General features: G+C 59.5%; 19 protein-coding genes and 1 tRNA gene. 15 read left to right on the forward strand and 5 right to left on the reverse strand.

Features of this window, described 5'->3' with window-relative positions; all coding sequences use genetic code 11:
- The first annotated feature begins 166 nt into the window (after positions 1 to 166).
- Complete coding sequence (gene abc-f, locus HMPREF2980_RS03975; RefSeq protein WP_070690265.1) at positions 167 to 1,765, forward strand: ribosomal protection-like ABC-F family protein; 1,599 nt, start codon at positions 167 to 169, stop codon at positions 1,763 to 1,765.
- Positions 1,766 to 2,550: 785 nt separating this feature from the next.
- Here abc-f and HMPREF2980_RS03980 read toward each other — a convergent pair.
- Both HMPREF2980_RS03980 and HMPREF2980_RS03985 read right to left on the reverse strand, forming a co-directional pair.
- Positions 2,551 to 3,279: a metal-dependent hydrolase gene (locus tag HMPREF2980_RS03980; RefSeq protein WP_049354628.1), complete on the reverse strand. Its 729-nt coding sequence runs from the start codon at positions 3,277 to 3,279 to the stop codon at positions 2,551 to 2,553.
- Positions 3,280 to 3,448: 169 nt separating this feature from the next.
- On the reverse strand, positions 3,449 to 3,676 hold the full coding sequence (locus HMPREF2980_RS03985; RefSeq protein ID WP_005506080.1) for a hypothetical protein: 228 nt from the start codon (positions 3,674 to 3,676) through the stop codon (positions 3,449 to 3,451).
- A 286-nt stretch (positions 3,677 to 3,962) separates the two neighbouring features.
- Here HMPREF2980_RS03985 and HMPREF2980_RS03990 point away from each other — a divergent pair, with 286 nt between their 5' ends.
- From HMPREF2980_RS03990 to HMPREF2980_RS04015, 6 genes are all read left to right on the forward strand, one after another.
- Positions 3,963 to 4,679 (forward strand): beta-ketoacyl-ACP reductase, encoded by a 717-nt coding sequence (locus tag HMPREF2980_RS03990; RefSeq protein ID WP_005509097.1) that lies wholly within the window; start codon positions 3,963 to 3,965, stop codon positions 4,677 to 4,679.
- A 73-nt stretch (positions 4,680 to 4,752) separates the two neighbouring features.
- Entirely contained in the window at positions 4,753 to 5,496 is a 744-nt protein-coding gene (locus HMPREF2980_RS03995) for an SDR family oxidoreductase (RefSeq protein WP_005506073.1), read from the forward strand.
- A gap of 226 nt (positions 5,497 to 5,722) precedes the next feature.
- Positions 5,723 to 6,511 carry an ABC transporter ATP-binding protein gene (locus HMPREF2980_RS04000; protein ID WP_070690266.1) on the forward strand — a complete coding sequence of 263 codons (789 nt, stop codon included), beginning with the start codon at positions 5,723 to 5,725 and terminating at the stop codon, positions 6,509 to 6,511.
- A complete protein-coding gene (locus HMPREF2980_RS04005) occupies positions 6,508 to 7,386 on the forward strand; it encodes a TrmH family RNA methyltransferase (RefSeq protein WP_070690268.1) in 879 nt (292 codons plus the stop codon). The genes HMPREF2980_RS04000 and HMPREF2980_RS04005 overlap by 4 nt, the downstream gene beginning before the upstream one ends.
- Before the next feature lie 252 nt (positions 7,387 to 7,638).
- Positions 7,639 to 7,893 (forward strand): type B 50S ribosomal protein L31, encoded by a 255-nt coding sequence (locus tag HMPREF2980_RS04010; RefSeq protein ID WP_005506069.1) that lies wholly within the window; start codon positions 7,639 to 7,641, stop codon positions 7,891 to 7,893.
- A 325-nt stretch (positions 7,894 to 8,218) separates the two neighbouring features.
- Positions 8,219 to 9,391, forward strand: a complete 1,173-nt coding sequence (locus HMPREF2980_RS04015; RefSeq protein ID WP_049356971.1) for an LCP family protein — start codon at positions 8,219 to 8,221, stop codon at positions 9,389 to 9,391.
- Between the two features lie 200 nt (positions 9,392 to 9,591).
- Here HMPREF2980_RS04015 and HMPREF2980_RS04020 read toward each other — a convergent pair whose 3' ends face one another.
- Complete coding sequence (locus tag HMPREF2980_RS04020) at positions 9,592 to 10,848, reverse strand: HIRAN domain-containing protein (protein ID WP_070629684.1); 1,257 nt, start codon at positions 10,846 to 10,848, stop codon at positions 9,592 to 9,594.
- A gap of 388 nt (positions 10,849 to 11,236) precedes the next feature.
- On the reverse strand, positions 11,237 to 13,909 hold the full coding sequence (gene pepN / locus HMPREF2980_RS04025; protein WP_070690270.1) for an aminopeptidase N: 2,673 nt from the start codon (positions 13,907 to 13,909) through the stop codon (positions 11,237 to 11,239).
- A gap of 222 nt (positions 13,910 to 14,131) precedes the next feature.
- Between pepN and HMPREF2980_RS04030 the strand changes: the two genes are divergently transcribed.
- A tRNA-Leu gene (locus HMPREF2980_RS04030) sits at positions 14,132 to 14,217 on the forward strand.
- 187 nt (positions 14,218 to 14,404) lie between these two features.
- Here HMPREF2980_RS04030 and HMPREF2980_RS04035 read toward each other — a convergent pair.
- Positions 14,405 to 15,490 carry a 2,3-butanediol dehydrogenase gene (locus tag HMPREF2980_RS04035; RefSeq protein WP_070690271.1) on the reverse strand — a complete coding sequence of 362 codons (1,086 nt, stop codon included), beginning with the start codon at positions 15,488 to 15,490 and terminating at the stop codon, positions 14,405 to 14,407.
- A gap of 339 nt (positions 15,491 to 15,829) precedes the next feature.
- Here HMPREF2980_RS04035 and HMPREF2980_RS04040 point away from each other — a divergent pair, with 339 nt between their 5' ends.
- From HMPREF2980_RS04040 to HMPREF2980_RS04070, 7 genes are all read left to right on the forward strand, one after another.
- Positions 15,830 to 17,386 (forward strand): amidohydrolase, encoded by a 1,557-nt coding sequence (locus tag HMPREF2980_RS04040; RefSeq protein WP_070690273.1) that lies wholly within the window; start codon positions 15,830 to 15,832, stop codon positions 17,384 to 17,386.
- A 276-nt stretch (positions 17,387 to 17,662) separates the two neighbouring features.
- Positions 17,663 to 18,622 carry an L-lactate dehydrogenase gene (locus HMPREF2980_RS04045; RefSeq protein ID WP_070690275.1) on the forward strand — a complete coding sequence of 320 codons (960 nt, stop codon included), beginning with the start codon at positions 17,663 to 17,665 and terminating at the stop codon, positions 18,620 to 18,622.
- 361 nt (positions 18,623 to 18,983) lie between these two features.
- A complete protein-coding gene (locus tag HMPREF2980_RS04050) occupies positions 18,984 to 19,259 on the forward strand; it encodes a hypothetical protein (RefSeq protein WP_005509088.1) in 276 nt (91 codons plus the stop codon).
- A 184-nt stretch (positions 19,260 to 19,443) separates the two neighbouring features.
- On the forward strand, positions 19,444 to 20,295 hold the full coding sequence (recO, locus tag HMPREF2980_RS04055) for a DNA repair protein RecO (protein ID WP_070690278.1): 852 nt from the start codon (positions 19,444 to 19,446) through the stop codon (positions 20,293 to 20,295).
- A 175-nt stretch (positions 20,296 to 20,470) separates the two neighbouring features.
- A complete protein-coding gene (locus HMPREF2980_RS04060; protein ID WP_049341241.1) occupies positions 20,471 to 21,262 on the forward strand; it encodes an isoprenyl transferase in 792 nt (263 codons plus the stop codon).
- Positions 21,263 to 21,331: 69 nt separating this feature from the next.
- Positions 21,332 to 22,420, forward strand: a complete 1,089-nt coding sequence (locus HMPREF2980_RS04065) for a quinone-dependent dihydroorotate dehydrogenase (protein WP_049341239.1) — start codon at positions 21,332 to 21,334, stop codon at positions 22,418 to 22,420.
- A gap of 461 nt (positions 22,421 to 22,881) precedes the next feature.
- Positions 22,882 to 23,236 (forward strand): DUF6318 family protein (locus tag HMPREF2980_RS04070; RefSeq protein ID WP_246823674.1); only part of this gene is annotated, 355 nt, incomplete at its 3' end.

Genomic DNA, 23,236 nt, shown 5'->3' on the forward strand with positions numbered 1-23,236 from the left:
TCGTACACCGCACACCATGAAAACAAAAGGTGCCCCACATGCGCACTCGGCACACCTGCACTAAAATTGATGAGGTGCTCCGCGCGCTCGCCGCTTCTAACCCGGTGAATCCCGCCCACCGAGCACTATCAACCCACACACCAGACCGCCATCCGGAAAGGCACCCATGATTGCTGTACAGAACCTCGAATTGCGTGCAGGCGCGCGCCTGCTCATGGAAGAGGTCACCTTCCGCATCGATAAGGGCGACAAAATTGGTCTGGTGGGCCGCAACGGTGCCGGTAAGACCACTATGACTAAGGTGCTTGCCGGTCTGACCCTGCCCGCTGACGGTACGGTCACCCGCAGCGGCACTATCGGCTACCTTCCGCAGGACCCGAAGGTGGATGACATGAGCCAGCTGGCGCGTGACCGCATCCTTTCGGCGCGTGGCCTGGACGGTGTGGCGCGCAAGATGCGTCAGGCGCAGGACGATATGGCGAGTGAGGACCCGGCGGTGCGCGCTAAGGGTATGCGCCGCTACGACCGTCTTGAGGCTGAGTTCATTGCCGGCGGCGGCTACGCGGCTGAGTCGGAGGCGGCGGTCATCACCTCCAACCTGGACCTGCCGGAGCGTGTGCTCGCCCAGCCGCTGTCTACTCTGTCGGGTGGTCAGCGTCGCCGCGTGGAGCTGGCGCGTATTCTCTTCTCCAATGCGGACACCATGCTTCTGGATGAGCCGACCAACCACCTGGACGCCGATTCGATTCTGTGGCTGCGCGACTTCTTGAAGAACTTCTCAGGCGGCCTGATGGTCATTAGCCACGATGTTGACCTGATGGAGCTGGTCGTCAACCGCGTCTTCTACCTGGACGCGAACCGCTGCGTGATTGACCAGTACAACATGGGCTGGAAGAACTACCTGACCCAGCGTGAGCAGGACGAGCACCGCCGCAAGCGTGAGCGTGCGAATGCGCAGAAGAAGGCGAACGCTCTGATGGAGCAGGCGAATAAGATGCGCGCGAAGGCGACGAAGGCTGTTGCTGCTCAGCAGATGATTAAGCGTGCTGAGAAGCTTCTGCGCGGCCTGGAGGATGAGCGTCAGAGCGATAAGGTTGCGGCGATTCGCTTCCCGGATCCGGCGCCGTGCGGTAAGACTCCGCTGTCTGCTCAGGGCCTGTCGAAGTCTTATGGCTCCCTGGAAATTTTCACGGACGTTGATTTGGCGATTGACCGCGGTTCGCGCGTGGTGGTGCTGGGTCTGAACGGTGCCGGTAAGACCACTCTGCTGCGCATGCTGGCTGGTTCCACCGAGCCTGATACGGGCAAGGTCGTGTACGGTCACGGCGCGAAGCTGGGCTATTTTGCGCAGGAACACGAAATTCTTGATGGTGACCGCACTGTCTTTGAGAACATGAAGTCTGCTGCGCCGGATCTGGATGACACCCGTGTGCGCACGATTCTGGGTTCGTTCCTGTTCTCCGGCGATGATGTGGATAAGCCTGCCGGTGTGCTTTCCGGCGGCGAGAAGACCCGTCTGTCCCTGGCGACCCTGGTGGCATCGAGCGCGAACGTGCTGCTGCTCGATGAGCCGACCAACAACCTGGACCCCGCCTCTCGCGAGGAGATTCTGAACGCGTTGAAGGCGTACCAGGGTGCTATCGTGATGGTTTCTCACGATGAGGGTGCCGTGGAGGCGCTGGATCCTGAGCGTGTGCTACTTCTGCCGGATGCGGTGGAGGACCTATGGTCGAAGGATTACCAGGATCTGATTTCGCTGGCCTAAGCAATATCCGCTGAACATCAAAGCCGACATAAAAGTACGGGGGAGGCTCCGGTGCCGTGTGGTGCCGGGGCCTCTTTGCGTGTATTGCGCGTTGTTTTATTGTCTGGGGCGTATTGGCTGGGGTGTATTGTCCAGGGCGTATTTTTTGTGTTCTGAAAATATGTTGCGGAGATATTGCCGGTATTTTTCTCGTGAATAGTGCGGAAAAATGTGACCTGACCCGTGGGGTTGTATTGTTTTCTGACCATATGTGGTGTAATTACGTTCCCGTGCATGTGACTTGTGGGTTCTGACACACGAAACTTGCGGCGTATTTGACGGGAAATAATGTTGCCTTGTGGGTTTTTCTGAGGGAAAGAAAAGCTCTCGGGCGATATTTCAGGGGGTCTGTGTGGGCTTTTTAAATTTTTCATGTGTCTCTACATACATTGTGGGAAAAATGGTAGAAACACAACATGCGTGGGGCGTAGACTTATAACTGTTCCCGCCATTGCGAGGACGCAAATGCGAAACATTAGGGCTCACTACCGATGGTGAGCTAACGCGGGGGAGAAGAGATTCCCGCCCGCTCACGAAGGAGAACTGCCAATGCACAACACTGAGTTCGAGAAGTACCCCACCTCCGGTGAAGAGAACGTTGAGGTTGACGTCTTCTGGCCCATCCAGGACGCTTAATCTCTCACCCCGATAGGTCGGGATAAGGATTAGAAAAGCGCCCCGCTGCTTCCGTAGGGAAGTGACGGGGCGCTTTGCTGTCCTCGGTGAGAATTTAGTTATGCGGCACGTTATGCGGCGTGAATACCCAGCCCGAACATTTGCAGAGGGTATTCGGTAAAGCCCATCATGGCTGCCGCGTACCAGGCGACGTACCCGGTCAGTGCTAGGACGAGTGCCTTCTCGCGTACGCTGCCGGCATCACCCAGGATCGGCAGTGCCATGTAGCCGCTCTTTTTCCATAGGGGGGAAGCCACCAGGGGTTTGATAACAATGGGGTAGAGGGGCAGTAGTCCGCGGGTTGTCAGCAGGTCGCCAATGAGGTGAATGGTGGCGCCGACCGAAATAGCCCAGGGGAGCAGTGCCAGCGAATCAGTCGTGTAGGCGGCGTACCCGAGGGCGACGGCACCGATCCATCCACCCGGTGCGCCGAGCACGCGCAAGGCTAGACCGCCCGAGAATGCGGCAAGAAGCAGTGAAGCCCAGGGGATTCCGTTGTAGCTCAGGTTGGCGCTGAAATAGGCAATTGCCCAGAAAGCTACCAGACCCAAAATGGAGTGCGTTCCCTTGCGGTGTCCACCGCTGACTGCCCCGACAATGCGCGCTACCCAGCGTGAAATGGGCGGGATGGAGTTGGCGATACTGCCGTTGTGGTGGTCAATATCCGGTAGCATGCCCGCACCGGCGCACGCCAGGGTGGTCACGATGAGGGTGGGGGTATCGGGAACCTGTACCACTCCCGTCTCGACGAGCACTAGCCAGCCAGCTGCGGCGCTGACGGTGTGCGAATAGCCCATCATGGGGAGGTGCCTCCTTGAATGCGATTGCTCAGCGAGTGTGATTGCCCTGCGAGTGTGGTTGTCTGGGTTCCGGGATGTTCACTCGAACTAATTAGAACAAATATAGCATATATCGAAATTACTTTCGATAGGCTGGGTTATCACTCAAGCGGCGCCACCTCAAGCGGCACTACCCCTCAAAGGGCAGAGTCTGCTTCCAGAACTCACGCTCGCGCAGGTAATTCTCCAGCCAGCCCACGTGCTCGGAGCACGCCAACCAGATCTTGCGGCGCTCGGGGGTGTGCACCTTTGGGTTGTTCCAGAGCAGCTGAAATTCTGCCGCCTGCTGGCAGCCCTTGCGGGAGCACTTGGCGTACTCGGGCTGTGCATCCTGAGAAAGTGAACCGAGCAGATCCATGTCTTCTTATCCTTACTATTGCGCCTCGACGTGCGGTGTTATTCCGTGCCCGCGCGACCGGGCAGAAAAGGGGTGCGGGCTGTTCCGCTTCAGCTAGTGTACGCGCCCGATGAGGCATGTAAAAGAAGGGGAGCAGGTGTTCAGTGTTCAAGAGTGGAGTGTAGCCTGCGGCACCTTTGCGCTAAAACGCGGTAAAATAGGGTTTGTCTGTCCATCCGTCCACACCCCAACCGCGTAGCCGCTGCATCGGCTCTGATCGTGAGGGGTCGACTCATCAAGGAAGCTCATGAGCGAGAACACTCCCAAGACCGTGCTGGTCACCGGCGGCAACCGAGGCATCGGCTACGAAATTGCCAAGGAATTCCAGGCAGCAGGACACAACGTCTGCATCACCTACCGTAGCGGTGAAGCCCCCGAAGAATTTTTCGCCGTCAAGGCAGATGTACGCGATGCCGACAGCATTAACGAAGCATTCAAGGAAATTGAAGCAGAATTTGGCCCCGTGGAGGTGCTGGTCGCCAACGCAGGTATCACCCGCGACATGCTGCTGATGCGCATGAAGGAATCCGACTTTACCGACGTGGTCGACACCAACCTCACCGGTTCTTTCCGCGTGGTTCAGCGCGCCATCAAGGGCATGCTGAAGCTCAAGCGCGGCCGCATCATCCTGGTTTCCTCCGTGGTGGGTCTGTACGGTTCCCCCGGCCAGGTCAACTACTCCGCATCTAAGGCTGCACTGGTCGGTATGGCACGCTCCATCACCCGTGAGCTGGGCGGCCGCAACATCACCGCTAACGTGGTGGCACCGGGCTTCATCAACACCGCAATGACCGAGGTTCTGCCCGAAGAGACCAAGAAGAACTACCTGGCATCCATCCCGGCTGGCCGTTTCGCTGAGGCGGAAGAGGTTGCTCGCGTGATTCGCTGGCTCGCATCTGATGAGGCTAGCTACATTTCTGGCGCTGTCATCCCCGTTGATGGCGGCCTGGGTATGGGTCACTAATCCCACCCCGTACGGACTGCATGAAGCGCCCGAGCGTGGGCGCACCCTTTCTAAACTTTAAGGACATAAAACTATGGCACAGCTGACCGGCAAGACCATTATCATCACCGGCTCCTCCCGCGGCGTTGGCGCAGATACCGCACAGATTCTCGCCGCTGAGGGCGCGAACATTGTGGTGAACTACCGCTCCAAGGCACCGCGCGCGAACAAGATCGTCAAGGCTATTGAAGAAGCTGGCGGCAAGGCAATCGCAGTGCAGGCTGACGTGACCAACAATGAGGACCTGCAGAACCTCGTCAACACCGCCGTGGAGACCTTCGGTTCCCTGGACTACCTGATCCTGAACGCTTCGGGCGGTATGGAAACCGGCATGGGCGAAGACTACGCAATGCGCCTGAACCGTGACGCACAGCTGAACCTGGCACGCCTGGCTGCAGAGAAGATGCCCGAAGGCGCACGCATCGTGTTCGTGACCAGCCACCAGGCACACTTCATCCGCGAGGTTGAGACCATGGACGAGTACAAGCCCGTCGCAGAGTCCAAGCGCGCAGGCGAAGACGCACTGATCGCTGAGATTCCCGCACTCTCCGAGAAGGGTATCTCCCTGGTCGTCGTGTCCGCTGACATGATTGAAGGCACCGTCACCGCGACCCTGCTGAACCGCCTGCACCCCGGCGCTATTGAGCAGCGCCGTGAGACCGCCGGCAAGCTCTACACCGTCAACGAGTTCGCGCAGGAAATCGCGAAGATGGTCACCGCAGACGTTGAGACCGGCCACGTTGAGCTGGTCGGCGGCGCACGCGGCTTCATCGACTAATAACTTCAGCCGCTATAGGTGCCGTCGCGGATGCGCCCGCCCCTCTGACAAGGTACATTTGATGAGGCGCGCCGCCCCTGACGCGGCGGCACCTATAGCCCTAAGGCTTCGCGCGAGGAACCCAATGTGGGGTACCCGCGCACTATGCGCCAACCGCTCCGATAACCCGGCACGGGTTGCGGGGTGGGGGCGCATCCCATCCATCTAACTCACTGGAAGAAGAACCATGAGCACCGTACTCAACCTTCAGAATGTCTCCGTGATTCGCGGCGGCCGCAAGATTCTCAACGACGTTTCCTGGACTGTGAACGAAGGTGAACGCTGGGTCGTTCTGGGCCCCAACGGCGCCGGTAAGTCCACTCTGCTTTCGATTGCGGCAGCCCGCCTGCACCCGACCAGCGGCGAGGTTGAAATCCTTGACGAGACCCTCGGCGCTGTTGACGTATTCGACCTGCGCCCGCGCATTGGTCTGTCCTCCGGTGCTTCGGCTACCCAGATTCCCGCCAACGAGAAGGTTTCCGACGTTGTCGTGACCGCAGCGTACGCTGTGTCCGGCCGCTGGAAGGAAGAATACGACGTCATGGACGACGAGCGTGCCACCGAGCTGCTGGCTGAATGGGGTGTCGATACCCTCGCTGACCGCACCTTCGGCTCTCTCTCCGACGGCGAGCGCAAGCGTGCACTGATTGCCCGCGCCCTCATGACCGACCCCGAAATGCTGCTGCTGGACGAGCCCGGCGCAGGTATGGACATTTCCGGCCGTGAGGATCTGGTCGAGCGTCTGACCGCACTTGCCGCTGACCCCTACGCACCGGCTACCGTGCTCATCACCCACCACCTCGAGGAAATCCCGGCGGGCTTCACCCACGCCCTGCTGATCCGTGACGGCGGCGTGGTCGCTGCCGGCCCGATCCTGTCCACCATCACCGAGGCTAACCTTGCCGCAACCTACGACATGGACCTGGCTCTGACCGTCACCTCAGCGGGTCGTTACTCCGCGTTTAAGCGCGCATGAGCCGTGCCCCGAAGCAGCTGAGCACCGAACAGATCGCTGAGCGTGCCGAGCGTGTCTACGCCATCGAGTCGGTCACGGCTCTGGCGCAGGCACCCGAGCAGGCTTTGCGCTACTACACGCAGCTGACCGATGTGAAGCTCCGTAGCGCCATGGAGCCGCAGTGGGGTATTTACATTGCGGAGTCTTCGAAGGTGATTCGTCGTGCGCTCGCTGCAGGTCATCAGCCCGTTTCTTTCCTGATGAGTGAGAAGTGGGCTGATGATTTGGCGGATGTTTTGCGCGCCCATCCTGAGACTCCCGCGTATGTGGGTAGTGAGGAGCAGCTGGAGCAGGTGACCGGTTTTCATCTGCATCGTGGTGCGTTGGCGGCGATGGCTCGTCCGGCGCCGCAGCCTCTGGAACGGTTGCTGCAGGGTGCCTCTCGCGTGGCGATTTTGGAAGATATTGTGGACCACACGAATGTGGGAGCTATTTTCCGTTCGGCTGCCGCGCTGAACGTGGATGCCGTGCTGGTGACTCCGCGGTGCGCTGATCCGCTGTACCGCCGCTCGATTCGCGTGTCGATGGGTACTGTTTTTCAGGTGCCGTGGGCTCGCCTAGAGTCGTGGCCTGCAGACCTGCAGACCCTGCACGAGCTGGGCTTTAAGAGCGCAGCGCTCGCACTGGAAGAGGACTCGCTGACCCTGGAGGAGCTGTCTGCCCGCCGGGATGAGAAGCTTGCGCTGATTCTGGGCACGGAGGGGCACGGACTGTCGCCCCGCACCCTGGCTGCGTGTAACGATACGGTGATGATTCCGATGTCGCACGGCGTGGATTCTTTGAATGTTGCGGCGGCGAGTGCCGTGGCGTTCTGGGAGACCCGCCCGCGTTCATAACCTGAGTTCTCACCTGATTCTTAACCCGCGTGAGTGCCTTCTGGGGGTGCCCTTGCGGTGTGTGGGTTGGCGCCTGCGAGGGAACGTACTGGGATTTAATCCATGAAGGTGGTACCCTTAATGGGTTGTGCACGCCCTATGCGGGCACAATGGTGATGCGCTCTGAGATTTTCTCGATAGCTGCACATCGAAAAACCTACTCCATCTATATAAGGGCTACTGGCAAAATCCAGTAGCAGAAGAAGGTAATCAATGAAGGCAGAAATCCACCCGGACTACAACCTGGTTCTGTTCCGCGACCTCGCATCCGGCAAGGTCTTCCTGACCCGTTCCACCATGACCTCGGACAAGACCGAGAAGTGGGAAGACGGCAACGAGTACCCGATCGTCGAGGTTGAAATCTCGTCCGAGTCGCACCCGTTCTACACCGGTAAGCAGCGCATCATGGACTCCGCAGGTCGCGTCGAGCGCTTCAACGCACGCTTCGGCAACTTCGGCAAGAAGTAAATCTTCTTTCCCAGTTTTGCTCTATAGCGAAATCAATGCCCCGTTCTCCTTGGTTTTCAGGGAGGCGGGGCATTGCGCGTTCTATGCGGGTACCAGAATGGTTCGCCCAAACGTGAGGAAAGTTGTAATGTAAAACCTTTCGTTCACCGGTGCGTAGACCCGCTGACGGCGTTACAATGGGAAAGTATTTTGCGAGCTGTGCATTTTCTGTGCCCTCCAGCACCGCCCCATATCGGCGGGTATTCTCCGGCTCTCTGTATTCTAGAGACTTCGCTGGATGCGCTGTGCGTCTCGCGTATCACCACCTCAAACAAAGGACAACTTAATGAGCGACGCTCACTCTGAACCGTCGCAGAAGAAGAAATGGGTCAAGCGTATTCTGCTGATCCTGCTGATTCTTCTGCTGGTTATTACCCTCGGTATTGGTTTCTTTATCTGGCGTGCTGGCCACACCTGGGATAGCAAGACCGAGAAGTTTGACTCCATCACTAAGGTGGATGAAGACCTCAGCAAAATTAAGGAGCAGCTTGGCGAGGCTAAGAAGCTCAACGTGACGGAGCTGAAGGCTCCGACCGTCACCAACTCGAATACCGGCAAGAACGGCTCCGATGCTGCTGCGGCTCTTGCAGCTAACGCGAGCGATCACGATAAGGACGGCGACGGCATCTTGGATGACGGTTACAGCTACAATGTCGTGAAGGGTCCGGGTAAGAACATCCTGCTGCTCGGTAGCGATACCCGTTCCGGTTCTGAAGCAGCTCAGGTGAGCGGCTCCCGTGCAGATAGCATCATGCTTGCTCACATCCCTGCCGATGGTAAGGGCGTGTACCTGGTTTCGATTATGCGTGATACCTGGGTGAATATCCCCGGTTACGGTTCGGCAAAGATTAACGCGGCGCTGAACTATGGCGGTATTTCTCTGCAGGTGGCGACCGTTGAGAACCTGCTGGGTATCAAGATTGATCACGTGGCAGAGATCGAGTTCGAGGGCTTCAAGGCTCTGGTGAATTCTGTTAATGGCGTGGATGTCCAGGTACCTTTCGACTTCGATATCAATGCGTGGTCTTTCAAGCAGGGTATGCAGCATATGGATGGTGGTGCGGCTCTTGCGTTCGTTCGTGCTCGCTACCCGTTCGCTGACGGCGACTACCAGCGTGTTCGTAACCAGCGTGCGTTCCTGCGCGGTCTGTACAGCACGATGAAGTCTAAGGGTGCACTGGAGAATGTGGGCTCTTTCCAGTCTGCTGTTGAGTCTATTGCTGGTTATATGCGTGTTGACTCTGGCCTGGACGCGGCGCAGATTGCCCAGATTGCGGCTCCGGTGCTGACTAGCGGTGATACCACGATGCGTATGACCACCCTGCCGAACGCAGGCCCGGGTTGGTCCTACGACGGTCAGTCGATTGTTATCGTGAACCAGGCTGCGAATGCTAACCTGTCCTATGCTTTGCAGCATGACAGCATGGATCAGTTCATGGCGACTTACGGCCAGGACTAAGATCTGACTCCTTGCGGGGGTGAAAGCTGATGAGGCTTTCGCCCCCGCTGGTTTTTAACTGTTCCCGAAAAGCTGTCGGAATGTAGATACCTGGAAGTACCTCGTTGGCGCTTAGAGAGCTGCTGGGGCGCACAAAAGGGCGGCTACCTCACCGTGATGGTGGGGTAGCCGCCCCATTCGTACCGTGCTCTTAGAGGGAGTTAGGCTTTCGAATCGGCTTCTTCTGCTTCCTCGGCAGATTCTTCCTCTTCGTACTCATCGTATTCGTCGTAGTCTTCGTAGTAGGGCTGGCGGCCAAAATAGAATGCTACAGCCGCGATAGCGCCACCCAGGATTGCGATGAGGATGCCAAGCATCGGGGTCCACAGCATTGAAATTAGGCCGGCGACCAGAACGGCGAGGCCTGCACCCTTGATCAGGTTCAGCAGACGGTCACGTTCGTTCGGCTCGTAGTATTCCTCTTCCTCAATGCTGTATTCGATGACAGGCTTCTCCGCGGCGGGTTCGCTACGGGTCGGCTCGGCGGGTGCCGAAGAACCACCGGTCAGGGAGCTCATGAAACCGCGACGCTTCTTCGGAGCCTGCTGAGCGGAGGACTCCAGGTAGTGGCGCTCACCTTCGGTGGGCACGAATGCGGCGGGCACATCGTACTCTTCACCCACCGGCAGCAGAGCCGGAACATTGTTGGGCAGGGTCTCATACCATTCCTGCGGAATATCGGCGGGGCGTGCAGCCTGAACGGTCAGGGACAGCTCAAGGGTGTTGCCGCGAATCGTACCCCACGCGCTGGTGAGGCGGTCGTTCTCGAATGCGTAACGAATCACGGGGGCGAGCTGCTCAGACATCTGGGTGCTCAGGCGGCCCACGAGCTTGCGGTCGTGGCGTACCTCAACACTGTCAACGAAACGGCCGTCGGAGGTCTTCAGCTGGTTAGCTTCCAGGGTCAGAATGACGCGACCCTCACCGCTGGGCGGCAGGATGCTGTGCAGGTATTCGGAGTGTTCCTTCTCATCAAGCACCTTCATCGACGGGCCCTGGGGTAGCAGGGTCGCGCGAGTCGGTGCGTCGTTGAGGGGGAAGAGCGAGCTAGGAGCGGACAGCGAGAGCACACCGGTGCTCTTCACTCGCATGTTACCGCTCTCGGTGCGAACCGCCACGGCGGAAAGCTGCAGATGCGCAATAGGCTCGTAACCGGAGGCGACCACGCGGGTAATGGAATCCCAGTACGCGGCGGAGTCCTCCACGCTCATGCGGCCCACCTTGAATTCGTCAATGTAGACGGCAATGCTATTGGGCTCGTAGGGGTTATCCGGTTCGGGAACGAGGCGCGCTTCACCGTACCAGATACGTTCACGGTCGATGTGCAGTTCCTCAAAGATTTGGAGGGTTTCTGCTTCGTAGTAATCATCGGTGACAATGTCAACGCTACCGCGGTCACCGAGTGCGTAATCGACCACTGAAAACTCCTTCTGATGTGTCTAAGCGAGCGGATACCTAGTCTATTCTCTCATGCTTTCAGTGTGGACAGCTCACAAAAACGGGTGACATTTATCTGTCTTTTAGCACCGGGTGCATATAGTTTTGTGCCCTGGTGAAACTGCCCCGGTAATAAGTGCCCTTGTCAGTATGTGAACCACTGTATGAGGGAAATATTTAGACGGCATACCGCCGCTATGAATTCTATAGATGAGCCAGAAAAAGACCACCGCCCGGCGCGTCCCGGTACGTTACCGGGGGCGTGCCGAACGGCAGTCTCTCAAAGAGGCTAAAGAACCTAGCGGGGGAGAGCGGAACCTAGTCTAGATACCGGCTCACCCCCCGCCACAAGCCCTCAAACCATGCAGCTTAGTCCTGCAGGGAGGCGTTGAACTTCTGAGCCACAATCGAACGGTGGCCGTGATCCTGAGCCTCCAGAACCAGACGACGCAGAGCCGAAGGAGCCTCGGGGTTCGCCTCCAGCCACTTCTGAGCCAGCGCAACGGAGGGGTTACCCTCAACGCCCAGACCCTCGGTGGAGCCGGTGTTGTACGGAGCCTTCGGGTACAGGCCACGCACAATGCGGGTCGCCATACCAATCGAACGGGACGCCCAAATGGGCAGCAGAGCCTCAAAGTAGGAGTCGTAGTAGGACTCACGCAACTCAACCGGACCGCGAGCAAAACCGTTAATGGTCGAAGCCAGAGCGTCGTTCGACAGCGACTCGTCTTCCATGATGGTCTTGTACGCGGCAGCCTTACGCTCAGCAGAGGGCAGGGCAGCAATCGCGTACGCGTAACCATTCGAAGAGATCGAGGAGGGGCTGTACTTCGCCGCACGGTCCAGATCCTCAACGGTCACCAGGTCGCGGCTTGCGAGCGCACCCAGTGCACTCCAACCCAGGTTCTGGTCGTAAGGAATGCCGGTTGCGTCAGCAATATCGCCGGTGGTGTCTTCGAAAGCACCGCGGGCAATATCGCGGCAGAGCTCTTCACCCTTGGTCGCGTTGGTGGAGACCGAAATCAAGGCGCGCAGCAGAATCAGCTGCTCGTCGGAGCCGGGCTTAGCCTGCGCCAGTGCGGCTGCGAATGCGTCGTAGAGAGCGTCGTAGAGGCGCTCGCGGCCGGTGGGTGCGGAGAAGGTTGCGATAGCGACCTGTGCGTTGTTGACCATGGTGCCCAGCAGGGATGCGCTCGGTTCCTTGGAGACGTTGCGTACGACTGCGTCGACGTAGGTGGTGACAGGCAGGCGTGCATCGCGCACGTTCTCCCAGAGGGAGCCCCAGATGAGGCCGCGGGAGAGCGCGGATTCGAGGGTGGAGACACCTTCGATAGCTGCCTGCAGGCCGTCTTCGTCGGTCAGGGCAACCTTGGCGTAGGTGTGGTCTTCTGCGTTGAGCATGAGCAGGTCAGCTTCGCCAACAAGCTTCTTCTGCTCGTCGGTGAGCTCTACGCGGTGCTCGGAGACGGGCTCTGCCGGGTACTCGAGGGAGAGCAGACCGGTGGAGACGAGCTTGCCGTCGGTCAGCGCGAAGGTTTCCAGCTTTGCCACGTGGGGGCGGCCCAGACCTGCGGGCTGCTGTGCGGGCAGTTCCTGGGTGAGGATCAGGTCGGTGAGCTGGCCGTCTTCGCCGTAGACGCGCTTGGTGCCCAGTGCGGACACGCCGGAGGTCTGCAGCCATGCGTTAGCCCATGCCTGCATGTCGCGGCCGGACACCTCGTTGAGTACCTGCAGGAAGTCGTTCAGGGAGGTGTTGCCCCACTCGAAGCGCTTGAAGTACACGCGTGCTGCCTCGATGAAGGTGTCGAAGCCGACGTAGGCGACCAGCTGCTTGAGCACGGATGCGCCCTTTGCGTAGGTGATGCCGTCGAAGTTCTGCGATGCTGCTTCCAGGTGGGGGATGTCAGCGACGATGGGGTGGGTGGTGGGCAGCTGGTCCTGCATGTATGCCCATGCCTTGCGGTTGTTCGCGAAGGTGACCCATGCGTCGTTGAAGTTGTTGGCTTCCTTAGCGCCAAGGGTGCCCATGAAGTCTGCGAAGGATTCCTTGAGCCACAGGTCGTCCCACCACTTCATGGTGACGAGGTCGCCGAACCACATGTGTGCCATTTCGTGGCAGATGGTGTTGGTGCGGCCTTCGAGGTCGTCCTCGGTTGCGCCGGAGACGAAGATGTAGTCTTCGGTGAAGGTGACCAGACCGGGGTTTTCCATTGCGCCGATGTTGTATTCGGGTACGAATGCCTGCTCGTACTTGGGGTACGGGTAGGGGTAGTCGAAGAGGTCCTGGAAGAAGTCCAGGCCGTTTTCGGTGACCTTGAAGATGTGGTCGTAGTCGAAGTGCGGCTTGAGGGACTGGCGGCAGTAGACGACCAGGGGAATGTTACCGCTGTTGACCTTGCTCTTGGGCTTGTAGGTGGTGGTTGCGGTGAAGTATTCGCCGGCAACGATTGCGGTGATGTAGGTGGAGATCTTTGCGGTGGGGGAGAAGACTCGCTTGGTGATGGAGTCGTCGGTGGGGTCTACGACCTGGCTTTCGAGTACGCCGTTGGAGCTGACGACCCAGTCCTTGGGCGCGGTGATGCGGAAGTTGAAGACTGCCTTCAGGTCGGGCTGCTCGAAGTTCGGGAAGACTCGGCGGCAGTCGGAGGGCTCGTACTGGGTGTACAGGTAGACGCGACCGTCGGAGGGGTCGAAGTAGCGGTGCATACCTTCGCCGGAGCGGGAGTAGTAGGAGCGACCGTGGATGGTGAGTACGTTTTCTGCCTGCAGGTTGGGCAGGGTGATGCGTGCGCCGTTGACGGCATCTGCCAGGGTCAGTTCGGTGCCGTTGAGCTTAACGGAGTCGACGCTGTGGTGGATGTAGTCGATGAAGGTTTCTGCACCGGGGGTGTTACAGGAGAATCGGACGGTGGTGACGGTGGGGTAGGACTCGAATTCGGGGTCCTTGGCGTTAGTCAGGTCAACATGCACGTCGTAGGTGTCGACACTGATGAGAGCCGAACGTTCTGCGGCTTCTTCGCGGGAGAGGTTCTCATTATTCATGCTCTTTATTCTAGTCGTTATGACCGAAAATATGGCAGTCGAGTGGGCGTGCCGGTCATATTACTCAAGGTGCGAGAAGATCACCCGTGGTGGGGGGAACCAACCAACCTCAAATGTGTGACGCAGAACATGCTCTTTCGATTTGCGGAGTGTTCAGAAAACCCGTATAGTATTACGTGTTGCTTCGAACGGCACCGAAAGGAAAACGTTCGAAAGTCACCTGCGCGGGTGGCGGAATAGGCAGACGCGCTAGCTTGAGGTGCTAGTCCTCGTATTAGAGGGTGGGGGTTCAAGTCCCCCCTCGCGCACAGATAATCCCCGGTTCTTCGGAACCGGGGATTTTTGTATGCTCGGTTGTATGTCCGGTAAAAAGCACGCAAAAAACAGTGGGGTGAGGCTCCTTGAAGGAACCTCACCCCACACTAGCTACGCTAAGGAAGCTAGAAGAACAGCTGCATCAGCTGAAACTGAACGAATCAGTATCGTTCGAAGAGATTACTCAGCCAGACGCTCCGGGTCGGTGGTGACCAGAATCTTCACAGCGGTCTCGTTGTGGTGGATCAGGGTGTCGAAGCCCTTGTCAATCAGGTCTTCCACAGCGATCTTGCCGGTGATGAAGGGCTTGAGGTCAATCTTGCCGGACTCAACGAGCTTGATGGTCTCCGGGTGGGAGTTCACGTATGCGATGGTGCCGCGGATATCGAGCTCCTTGAGCACAATCTTCTGAACATCCAGGGAAGCGGGCTTACCCCAAATGGAGACGATGACGACCTTACCGGTGGGCTTGAGGGCATCCAGGATTAGGTCCAGTGCGGGCTGAACGGAGGTGCACTCGAACGCGATGTCGGTGCCACGGCCGTCGGTCAGCTTGTGAATCTCAGCCAGGACGTCAACCTCTGCGGGGGAGAAAGCGTAGTCAGCAACGCCGGAGTCCAGAGCCTTCTGGCGGCGCAGCGGGGACAGCTCGGAGATGATGACCTTAGCGCCCTTAGCCTTCAGAACTGCGGAGGTCAGCAGACCGATGGGGCCAGCACCGGTCACCAGTGCGAATGCGCCCTCTTCGAACTCACCCGCACGCTCAACAGCGTGGTAGCCAACGCTCAGGGGCTCAATCAGTGCAGCCTCGTCCAGGGGAATGGTGTTGGGGATCTTGTGAACCCAGCGGCGCTTGACGGCAACCTTCTCGGACAGACCGCCACCGCGACCTGCCAGGCCGATGAAGTTCATGTCCTTGGACAGGTGGTAGTCCTTGGAGTCGGGGCCGGTGTAGACGTCATCACGAATGATGTAGGGCTCGACAACAACGTGGTCGCCAACCTCAAGGTCGTCTACGCCTTCGCCCAGTGCCTCAACAACACCGGAGAATTCGTGACCGAGGGTAACGGGGGAGTCCTCACCAGAAATGGGGTGGGGATGACCGTGCTGGGGGCAGAAGATGGGGCCGTCAAGGTATTCGTGCAGGTCGGTACCGCAAATACCGCACCATGCGACCTTGACCAGAACCTCGCCCGCAGCGGCTTCGGGTGCGGGGATGTCTTCAATGCGGATGTCGTTACGGTCGTAGAAGCGTGCTGCCTTCATGGGATGGAGCTCCTTAGCGTGGTTGTGGCGCTCGCAGCGGTGTGTGCTTGCCGGTACGGTTCGCATCCATGGGTCTGTCACAGTGTTGACAGAGGCCCAAACGACATGGTTTGGACCGGTTGTGAACTGTCCTGCCGGCATTCGCATCGCTAGCGCCGGATGGTGATGGGTGCGGCTGGATTGTCGCTCCCATGTGCTTAACGCTACTCCACTGAATCAAAGATTCCTAGGATATATACAAATTTTCTTTTATGTGACACAAATTTCTTTTTGGACGTTTTCGACTCCATCACGCCCGAGCATCTAGCGCCCGGCGAGCGCAGACGGTAGCGTAGAAGCATGACTGACGCGAACGCACAGGGCACCGCCGCCCACACCCAGCCCACTTCTGACAGCTCCGGTCGAACGGCACCGAACCGACCCGCCGCAATAACCCGCCACTACGACGCGCCCGACGCTGATTGCGTGCGCGGTAGCGAGTACTCCGAAATCCTCGCCCTCGAAACCGAGCAGCGTAAGCGTGCGGCTGACCACCGCCGCAAGCGCGGGCACGCGCATCCCGAACAGGGACATGCTGACAACGGTCAGCCCGAGCAGGAACGTAGCCACGGCGCGCATCACGGTCACCGCCTCGACGAAGACAGCGGACTGGCACATATTCGCCGCGACCTCGCCGAATCCGTCGCCACCCGCGCAGACTCTTTGACCGCAATTCTCAAGGCAATTCACGCGCACCCTGAGACTGCCTACGAGGAGTATTTCGCCTCCCGCACGCTCGTTGATGCGGTCCGCGAAGCCCACCCGAACCTCAGCATCGAGTACCCCGCCTTCGGCCTGGATACCGCGTTCAAAGTGGAGCTCACCAGCGCCGACTACGACCCCGCCACACACCGCACCATCGCGATCCTCTCCGAATATGACGCGCTGCCGGGCATCGGTCACGGCTGCGGCCACAACGTCATCGCGGTATCCGGGCTGGGCGCTTTCCTTGCCCTGGCGGATGCGCTCGCTACCGGCCCCGAGGCGTTCAGTGGCAGGGTCCTCTACTACGGCACGCCCGCCGAAGAGTCTGATGCTGGTAAGGAGCTGATGGCGCGCGCCGGCGCGTTCGAGCGGGTGGATGCCGCCATTATGGTGCATCCCTACTTTATTGATGTGGCTGATCAGGCGTGGTTGGGTCGCCGTGAATGTCGCGTGACTTATACGGGCGTGAGCGCGCACGCGTCCTCGCACCCGTTTATGGGTCGTAACGCCCTGGATGCGGCAAACCTGGCGTACCAGGGTTTGGGTTTGTTGCGTCAGCAGATTCCCGGTTCTGACCGTATTCACGCGATTATTGACCACGGCGGTGACGCCCCGAACCTGATTCCTGCCGCCGCGAGCCTGCACATTAATATCCGTTCTAAGCACGCGCCGACTCTGCGTGCGCTGTCGCGACGGGTTGAGGAGGTGCTGCGCGGTGCGGCGCTTATGGCTGGCGTGAGTGCGGAGGTGACGTGGGATTCTTCGCCGATGACCATGCCGGTGCGCACGAACCGTCCGCTGTTGAAGCGTTGGGTTTCGGCTCAGCGTTCGGTGGGTCGCCACCCGTACCCGCCCGGAACGGTCAGTGACACGCTGGCGGCTTCTACTGATTTCGGTAATGTGAGCCTGCGCGTGCCCGGTATTCACCCGCTGATTCAGATTGCGCCCGAGGGTACCGGCATGCACACGGTGGAGTTCGCGCACTGTGCTGACACTCCGGAGGCGGTGGATGCTGCTCTGGATGCGGCGTTCGGTCTGGCGTCTGTGGCTTTGGACTTCCTGGTCGACGACAAGTTAGCTCAGGCGGTTCGTGCTGATTTTGAGGCTTCCGGCGGCGCCGTGGATGTGGAGGGCTACTTTAGCGGCATGTGAGCTTACTCAAAAGGTCAGAACGTCATTATTTGGTTTTGTGAGTGAAAAACACCCCTCATAGCCCATAAAGTCACCAGCACCCATCGAAAAAAGCAAAATAACCCAACACAAAACGCAAAATCTGCGGCATAATAGAACATAACGAAGCAAGCTCACCGGGGAAGGACGCCCACCCAAGGAAATTCAACCCCGAGGCACACACCCGCTTCCTTATAGACCACGCGAGAATCCTCTCGCACCACACGGATAACTCTCACGAAAAGAGGGCATACAGCAATGAACGGTGTCAACAACCCCACCAAGCTCGGCGTCATCGGTGCAGGCGGCGTCGGTAGCGCAACCGCATACGCAGCTATGGTCCGCGGCTCCGCAGACGAAATCGTCCTGTACGACATCGACGGCAAGCGCGCACACGCTGAAGCACTGGACATCGCACACGGCGCAATGTTCGCACACGAAGCAACCGTCACCGGTGGCGACGACATCGAGCTGCTGCGCGACTGCGACATGGTCATCATCACCGCAGGTGCTCGCCAGAAGCCGGGTCAGCCCCGCCTCGAACTGGCAGGCGCAAACGTCGCAATCCTCGAGAAGCTGCTGCCGAACATTCTGTCCGTAGCACCCAACGCAATCATCATGCTCGTCACCAACCCCTGTGACGTTCTCACCGTTGTGGCTCAGAAGATTACCGGCCTGCCCGCAAACCGCGTGCTGTCCTCCGGTACCGTTCTGGACTCCTCCCGCCTGCGTTGGCTGATTGCTAACAAGGCTGGCGTCTCCATCAAGAGCGTTCACGCAAACGTTGTTGGCGAGCACGGCGACTCCGAGTTCCCCGTCTGGTCTGCAGCAAACATCGGTATGGTTCCCCTGACCGAGTGGGAGCAGGACGGTAAGCCCGTCTTCACCGACGAGGTCCGTGCAGAGCTGGCAAACGAAGCTATGCGCGCAGCATACAAGGTTATCGAGGGCAAGGGTTCCACCAACTACGCAATCGGTATCTCCGGTGCACGTATCGCTGAGGCATTCCTCGGCGGCCAGAACGCAGTGCTGCCCGTCTCCACCACCATTGCAGGCGAGCTGTACGGCTTCAAGGACGTTGCACTGTCCCTGCCCACCATCGTGAACCGTGAGGGCATCCAGCGCGTGCTCGAGGTTCCCATGAACGAGGCTGAGCTGGCACAGCTGAAGGCATCCGCTGAGGCAATCCGCGCATCCGCAGCTTCCCTGGGCTTCTAAAAACCCGGCTTCTAATTCTCTCGGGTTCATGACCCGTAAGAAGCAAACATTCAGTAGGCGCAGCGTCAAGCTGAGCTAACCGACAGAAGAACCCGCCGCACCCGGCACCTGCTCTCTTGAGGAGTGGGGGAGCTGGGGACGGCGGGTTCACTGTGTCTGTAAGGTCTTTTATGCGGGGCTTGATGCGCCGCGTGCTGCTTCGCGTGACCAACCTGGCTTTACCGCTTTGGCTTTGGTGCTCTCTTCGCGGCGCCGAATTTACCTGCCGATTGACCTGCCGCGCCCGTTCATAGTTCCGCGTTTAAACCGCCGTATGACCGCCCGGCGCACACCATAGGCGCGTAGGTAGTAGAATAATGGCATGAGCATTGATCCTCGCACCGAACTCACCCGCCTCCTTGACGCGCTGGAGGCGCACCTGACCGCCGTCGTCAACCGAACCGGCGAGCACGACTCTGCCGTCGATGAGGCATACGTAGAAATTGCCAACGCCTTCGAAGCCTACGAAGATGCCCTCTTCGAGGCGTACAACGAGGTCACCCCCTTGAGCGTCTACGGTGATGAAGACGAGGATGACCTTGAAGAAATCCTCGACGATGAAGACGACATCGACGACGATATTGAGTACGAGGACTAAATAGCGCCTCGCCCATACGTTACGGACCGACCCCTGACCGGTACCCCCTATGCGGGGTAATACGGCAGGGGTCGAACCGTACCCGCAACACCCGCGTAGATCTTGCCCTCACCGCCTACTGAGAGCCCACCGAAAACCCGCCCGCCTGATACCCACCGAGCATGTACCGAGAACGGAGACACCCGTGAGCGAACCCCGCACCTGGCGCGACGCCGCCCTCATCCTCCGCACCCAAAAACTCGGCGAAACCGACCGCATCATCATCATGCTCACCCGCGACGGCGGAATCACCCACGCCGTCGCCAAAGCCGTACGCAAACCCACCTCCAAATTCGGTGGACGACTCGAACCGTTCATGCACACCGACCTGTCCTTCAGCCGCGGCAGAACCAACCTGCACACCATCACCCAGGCGGCAACCCTGCACGCCTACACCGCACCCATCATGGCTAACTACGATGCGTACACGTGCGCCTCCACCATCGCCGAACTGGCAGAAGCACTCACCAAAGACACTGACAGCACCGCCGATATTTACACTCTCACCCATGGGGCGCTTGCCGCGCTCGCGCACGGGCAACACGTGCCGCAGAGGATTCTGACCCGCTACCTGGCGCGCAGCATGAATGCCGCCGGCTGGCCGCTCATCGGGGAGAACTGCACCCGATGCGGCAACCCGCTTGTCAGCGCCGATAGCCGGGGCGATAACGGGGCAGACAGTAGCGCCCCCGGCGCTACAAGCGGAAGCGGCAGGTACATCGCCTTCCACACCGCCCACACCTACGGGCATCACACGGTTCTCTGCCCCCAATGCGCACCCGCCACCGACACGCCCCTGACCGGCCTGCGTGCCGAAGAGCTCGGCTATGCACTCGCTGCCGCATCGGCGGATCCGCGCGCCTGGGCAACTATTGACGCAGCACCGGTGCCAGTTGCCTCCAAAATTCTGGGACTCTACCTGAAAACCACCCAAAACCTGCTCGAACACCCCCTGAAAACGGCGAGCGCCCTCGAAGCAGAAATTTCTGCATCGTAAAAGATGCACGCCGATGCGTCAAACATGGGCCAACCAGGACGCAAAATAACCCCCGAAGCACACGCCCATGCGCGCTATGTCACGGTAAAATAGCTAACAGCACGCCAGGTTTATATCTGGCGCATATCTAGGCAAGCGACCCCGGGGGAGAACCCGCCAGGGAAGAAAGGCACACATGGCACGCACCCAGCCCGTACCCCCGCCCGCACACCCCACCGGGGCAACCCCGCCGCCGATCCCGAAGAAGTTCATTCCGCAGCACGTCGCCGTCGTCATGGATGGTAATGGACGCTGGGCGAACGAACGCGGCCTGCCCCGCACCGAGGGCCACCGCGCCGGCGAGGCGGCACTGCTGGACGTTGTTGCGGGCGCTATCGAAATGGGCATCCCGTACGTGACCGCCTACGCGTTCTCCACCGAAAACTGGAAGCGCTCACCCAGCGAAGTCGCGTTCATCATGCGTTTCTCCACCGAGGTGCTGCAACGTCAGCTGGCAACCCTCAAGACCTGGGGTGTGCGCATCCGCTGGGCTGGCCGCCGACCCAAGCTGTGGAAGAACGTTATTGAAGAGCTCGAACACTGCGAGCGCGAAACCATCGACAACACCGTCTGCACCCTCACCATGTGCGTGAACTATGGCGGCCGCGCAGAAATCGCTGACGCGGCGGCAGCTATCGCAGCGGACGCTGTGGCGGGCAAGATCAAGCCCGGCAACATTACCGAAAAGACCATCCAGAAGTACCTGGACGAGCCCGACCTGCCCGACGTTGACCTGTTCCTGCGCTCCTCCGGTGAGCAGCGCATCTCGAACTTCCTGCTGTGGCAGAGCGCTTACGCCGAGATGATTTTCATGAACGTGCTCTGGCCCGATGTTGACCGCCGCACCCTCTGGGAGGCTGTCGAAGAGTACGCGCGCCGCGACCGCCGCTACGGTGGCGCTGTCGACGCCGTCGCCAACGACAAATAGCGGCCCGGCATACAGTCCCGGCTCATAGCCCCATAAACCACCCACACCCTCCAACACTAGGGAGAACAAATGCGCATCTACCCGACCTTCTTCAACATCTTCTTCAAGGGCATGGACCCCGAGAAGGCACACCACGTCGGCTTCTGGGGCGTTCAGACCCTGCGCAACGTCGGCATCACCCGCGCGCTGCGCAAGTACTTCCAGCCCGCACCCGAACTGGCAACCACCGTCATGGGCATTACTTTCCCCTCGCCGTTCGGCCTGGCTGCAGGCTTCGACAAGGGCGGTAAGGGCATTGCCGCGCTGGCTGGTATCGGCTTCGGCCACGTCGAGATCGGAACCATCACCGGTCAGGCGCAGCCCGGCAATCCGCAGCCGCGCCTCTTCCGCCTTGTGGAAGATAAGGCGGTCATCAACCGCATGGGCTTCAACAACGACGGTGCCGCAGCGGCAGGCCCGCGCGTTGCCGCCGCCCGCGCAGACCTCGAAACCGAATACCGCGGCGCCGTACGCCCGGTCATCGGCGTGAACATCGGCAAGACCAAGGTCGTTGAGCTCGAGAACGCTATCGAGGACTACCTGATCTCTACCCGCACCCTGGCACCGCAGGCAGACTACCTGGTCGTCAACGTTTCTTCCCCGAACACTCCGGGTCTGCGCACCCTGCAGGCTATCGAGTCGCTGCGCCCGCTGCTTGCCGCCGTGCGTGAAGAGGCAGACCGCGTATGCCCCAACCGCCACGTACCGCTGACTGTGAAGATTGCGCCGGACCTGGTCGATGAGGACGTTATCGAGGTGGCAGCCCTGGCTAAGGAACTGAAGCTGGACGGCATCATCGCCACGAACACCACCATCGCCCGCGATGGCCTGGGTCTGACCAGCGACATGACCAAGGTCAAGGAAATCGGTGCCGGCGGCCTCTCCGGTGCGCCGCTGAAGCCGCGCTCCCTTGAGGTGCTGCGCCTGCTCAAGCGTGAAATCGGCGACGACCTCGCCATCATCTCCGTTGGCGGCGTGACCACCGCTGAGGATGTGCAGGAGCGCCTGGACGCTGGTGCTGACCTGGTGCAGGGCTACACCGCGTTCCTGTATGAGGGTCCGCTCTGGGCGGCACACATTAACCGTGGCCTGGTGAAGCTGCGCCGCGCTCGCCGCTAAAGGCGTACAGGCGGGAGCTTTATGCTTCCCGGCGTGCTGACTTGGCGTGTTGACTCTGCGTGCTGAAAGGGGGCACCGTTCTCTACCCGTTGGGGTGGAGGCGGTGCCCCTTTTGCGTGCCCTCTATTCCGCCTCTCTATTCCGCCGAAAAGCCACATGTGTTTCGAAAAGCCACTAAAGAAGTAGCTTTTCGAAACACATGTGGCTTCTGGACATGCATAGTTATTTGATGTATAAAGCATTGATTTGTTCGAATGGTGGCGATTCGTTGCTATTACACTCATTGCAAAGCAAACGACTGTAAATATGCGGTAGTGTTTTATATGTAGCGTCTCGTGGTGCATTGTTGCGTCTGCTGGGTACGCTGCGCGGCTGGGTTCTTCCGGAGGTCAAGTAACGACCATTTTTTACCAGCCTGACAAGTGCATACACACCATCACCGACGATAGGAGCGCACCGTCATGGAGCCTCGTACCTTCCTTTACCGTACCCAAATTCATCGCCGTACCCTCTTGGGTAGCGGTGCGCTTGTGGGTCTGGGTGCCCTGCTTGCGGCGTATGGCCAGCAGGCAAATAACGAGGCGGCATCATCGACCGCGGCGCCGAGTGAGTCGGCTTCGGCTTCCGCAGCGGCATCGGAGTCGCCTTCGGCGAGTGCCACTCCGTCTACTGTCCGAGGATACTCTGGACAATCCAAAGCCCCCGACGGAGAGTACCGTAAAGCCGACGGCTATGGGCCGGCCCAGAACGTCCCTAAACCTAATGCCCCTGAAGAGGGCTACCGCGAGAAGTCTATTGAAGGTATCCGTAAGACGA

This window comes from Rothia sp. HMSC076D04, from assembly GCF_001814645.1.
Lineage (GTDB): Bacteria > Actinomycetota > Actinomycetes > Actinomycetales > Micrococcaceae > Rothia > Rothia mucilaginosa.

What these genes read in the sequence shown, in the direction of transcription:
- abc-f (WP_070690265.1), top strand. Translation starts at nt 167, where the DNA reads ATGATTGCTGTACAGAACCTCGAATTGCGTGCAGGCGCGCGCCTGCTC.
- HMPREF2980_RS03980 (WP_049354628.1), bottom strand. Translation starts at nt 3,279, where the DNA reads ATGATGGGCTATTCGCACACCGTCAGCGCCGCAGCTGGCTGGCTAGTG.
- HMPREF2980_RS03985 (WP_005506080.1), bottom strand. Translation starts at nt 3,676, where the DNA reads ATGGATCTGCTCGGTTCACTTTCTCAGGATGCACAGCCCGAGTACGCC.
- HMPREF2980_RS03990 (WP_005509097.1), top strand. Translation starts at nt 3,963, where the DNA reads ATGAGCGAGAACACTCCCAAGACCGTGCTGGTCACCGGCGGCAACCGA.
- HMPREF2980_RS03995 (WP_005506073.1), top strand. Translation starts at nt 4,753, where the DNA reads ATGGCACAGCTGACCGGCAAGACCATTATCATCACCGGCTCCTCCCGC.
- HMPREF2980_RS04000 (WP_070690266.1), top strand. Translation starts at nt 5,723, where the DNA reads ATGAGCACCGTACTCAACCTTCAGAATGTCTCCGTGATTCGCGGCGGC.
- HMPREF2980_RS04005 (WP_070690268.1), top strand. Translation starts at nt 6,508, where the DNA reads ATGAGCCGTGCCCCGAAGCAGCTGAGCACCGAACAGATCGCTGAGCGT.
- HMPREF2980_RS04010 (WP_005506069.1), top strand. Translation starts at nt 7,639, where the DNA reads ATGAAGGCAGAAATCCACCCGGACTACAACCTGGTTCTGTTCCGCGAC.
- HMPREF2980_RS04015 (WP_049356971.1), top strand. Translation starts at nt 8,219, where the DNA reads ATGAGCGACGCTCACTCTGAACCGTCGCAGAAGAAGAAATGGGTCAAG.
- pepN (WP_070690270.1), bottom strand. Translation starts at nt 13,909, where the DNA reads ATGAATAATGAGAACCTCTCCCGCGAAGAAGCCGCAGAACGTTCGGCT.
- HMPREF2980_RS04035 (WP_070690271.1), bottom strand. Translation starts at nt 15,490, where the DNA reads ATGAAGGCAGCACGCTTCTACGACCGTAACGACATCCGCATTGAAGAC.
- HMPREF2980_RS04040 (WP_070690273.1), top strand. Translation starts at nt 15,830, where the DNA reads ATGACTGACGCGAACGCACAGGGCACCGCCGCCCACACCCAGCCCACT.
- HMPREF2980_RS04045 (WP_070690275.1), top strand. Translation starts at nt 17,663, where the DNA reads ATGAACGGTGTCAACAACCCCACCAAGCTCGGCGTCATCGGTGCAGGC.
- HMPREF2980_RS04050 (WP_005509088.1), top strand. Translation starts at nt 18,984, where the DNA reads ATGAGCATTGATCCTCGCACCGAACTCACCCGCCTCCTTGACGCGCTG.
- HMPREF2980_RS04060 (WP_049341241.1), top strand. Translation starts at nt 20,471, where the DNA reads ATGGCACGCACCCAGCCCGTACCCCCGCCCGCACACCCCACCGGGGCA.
- HMPREF2980_RS04065 (WP_049341239.1), top strand. Translation starts at nt 21,332, where the DNA reads ATGCGCATCTACCCGACCTTCTTCAACATCTTCTTCAAGGGCATGGAC.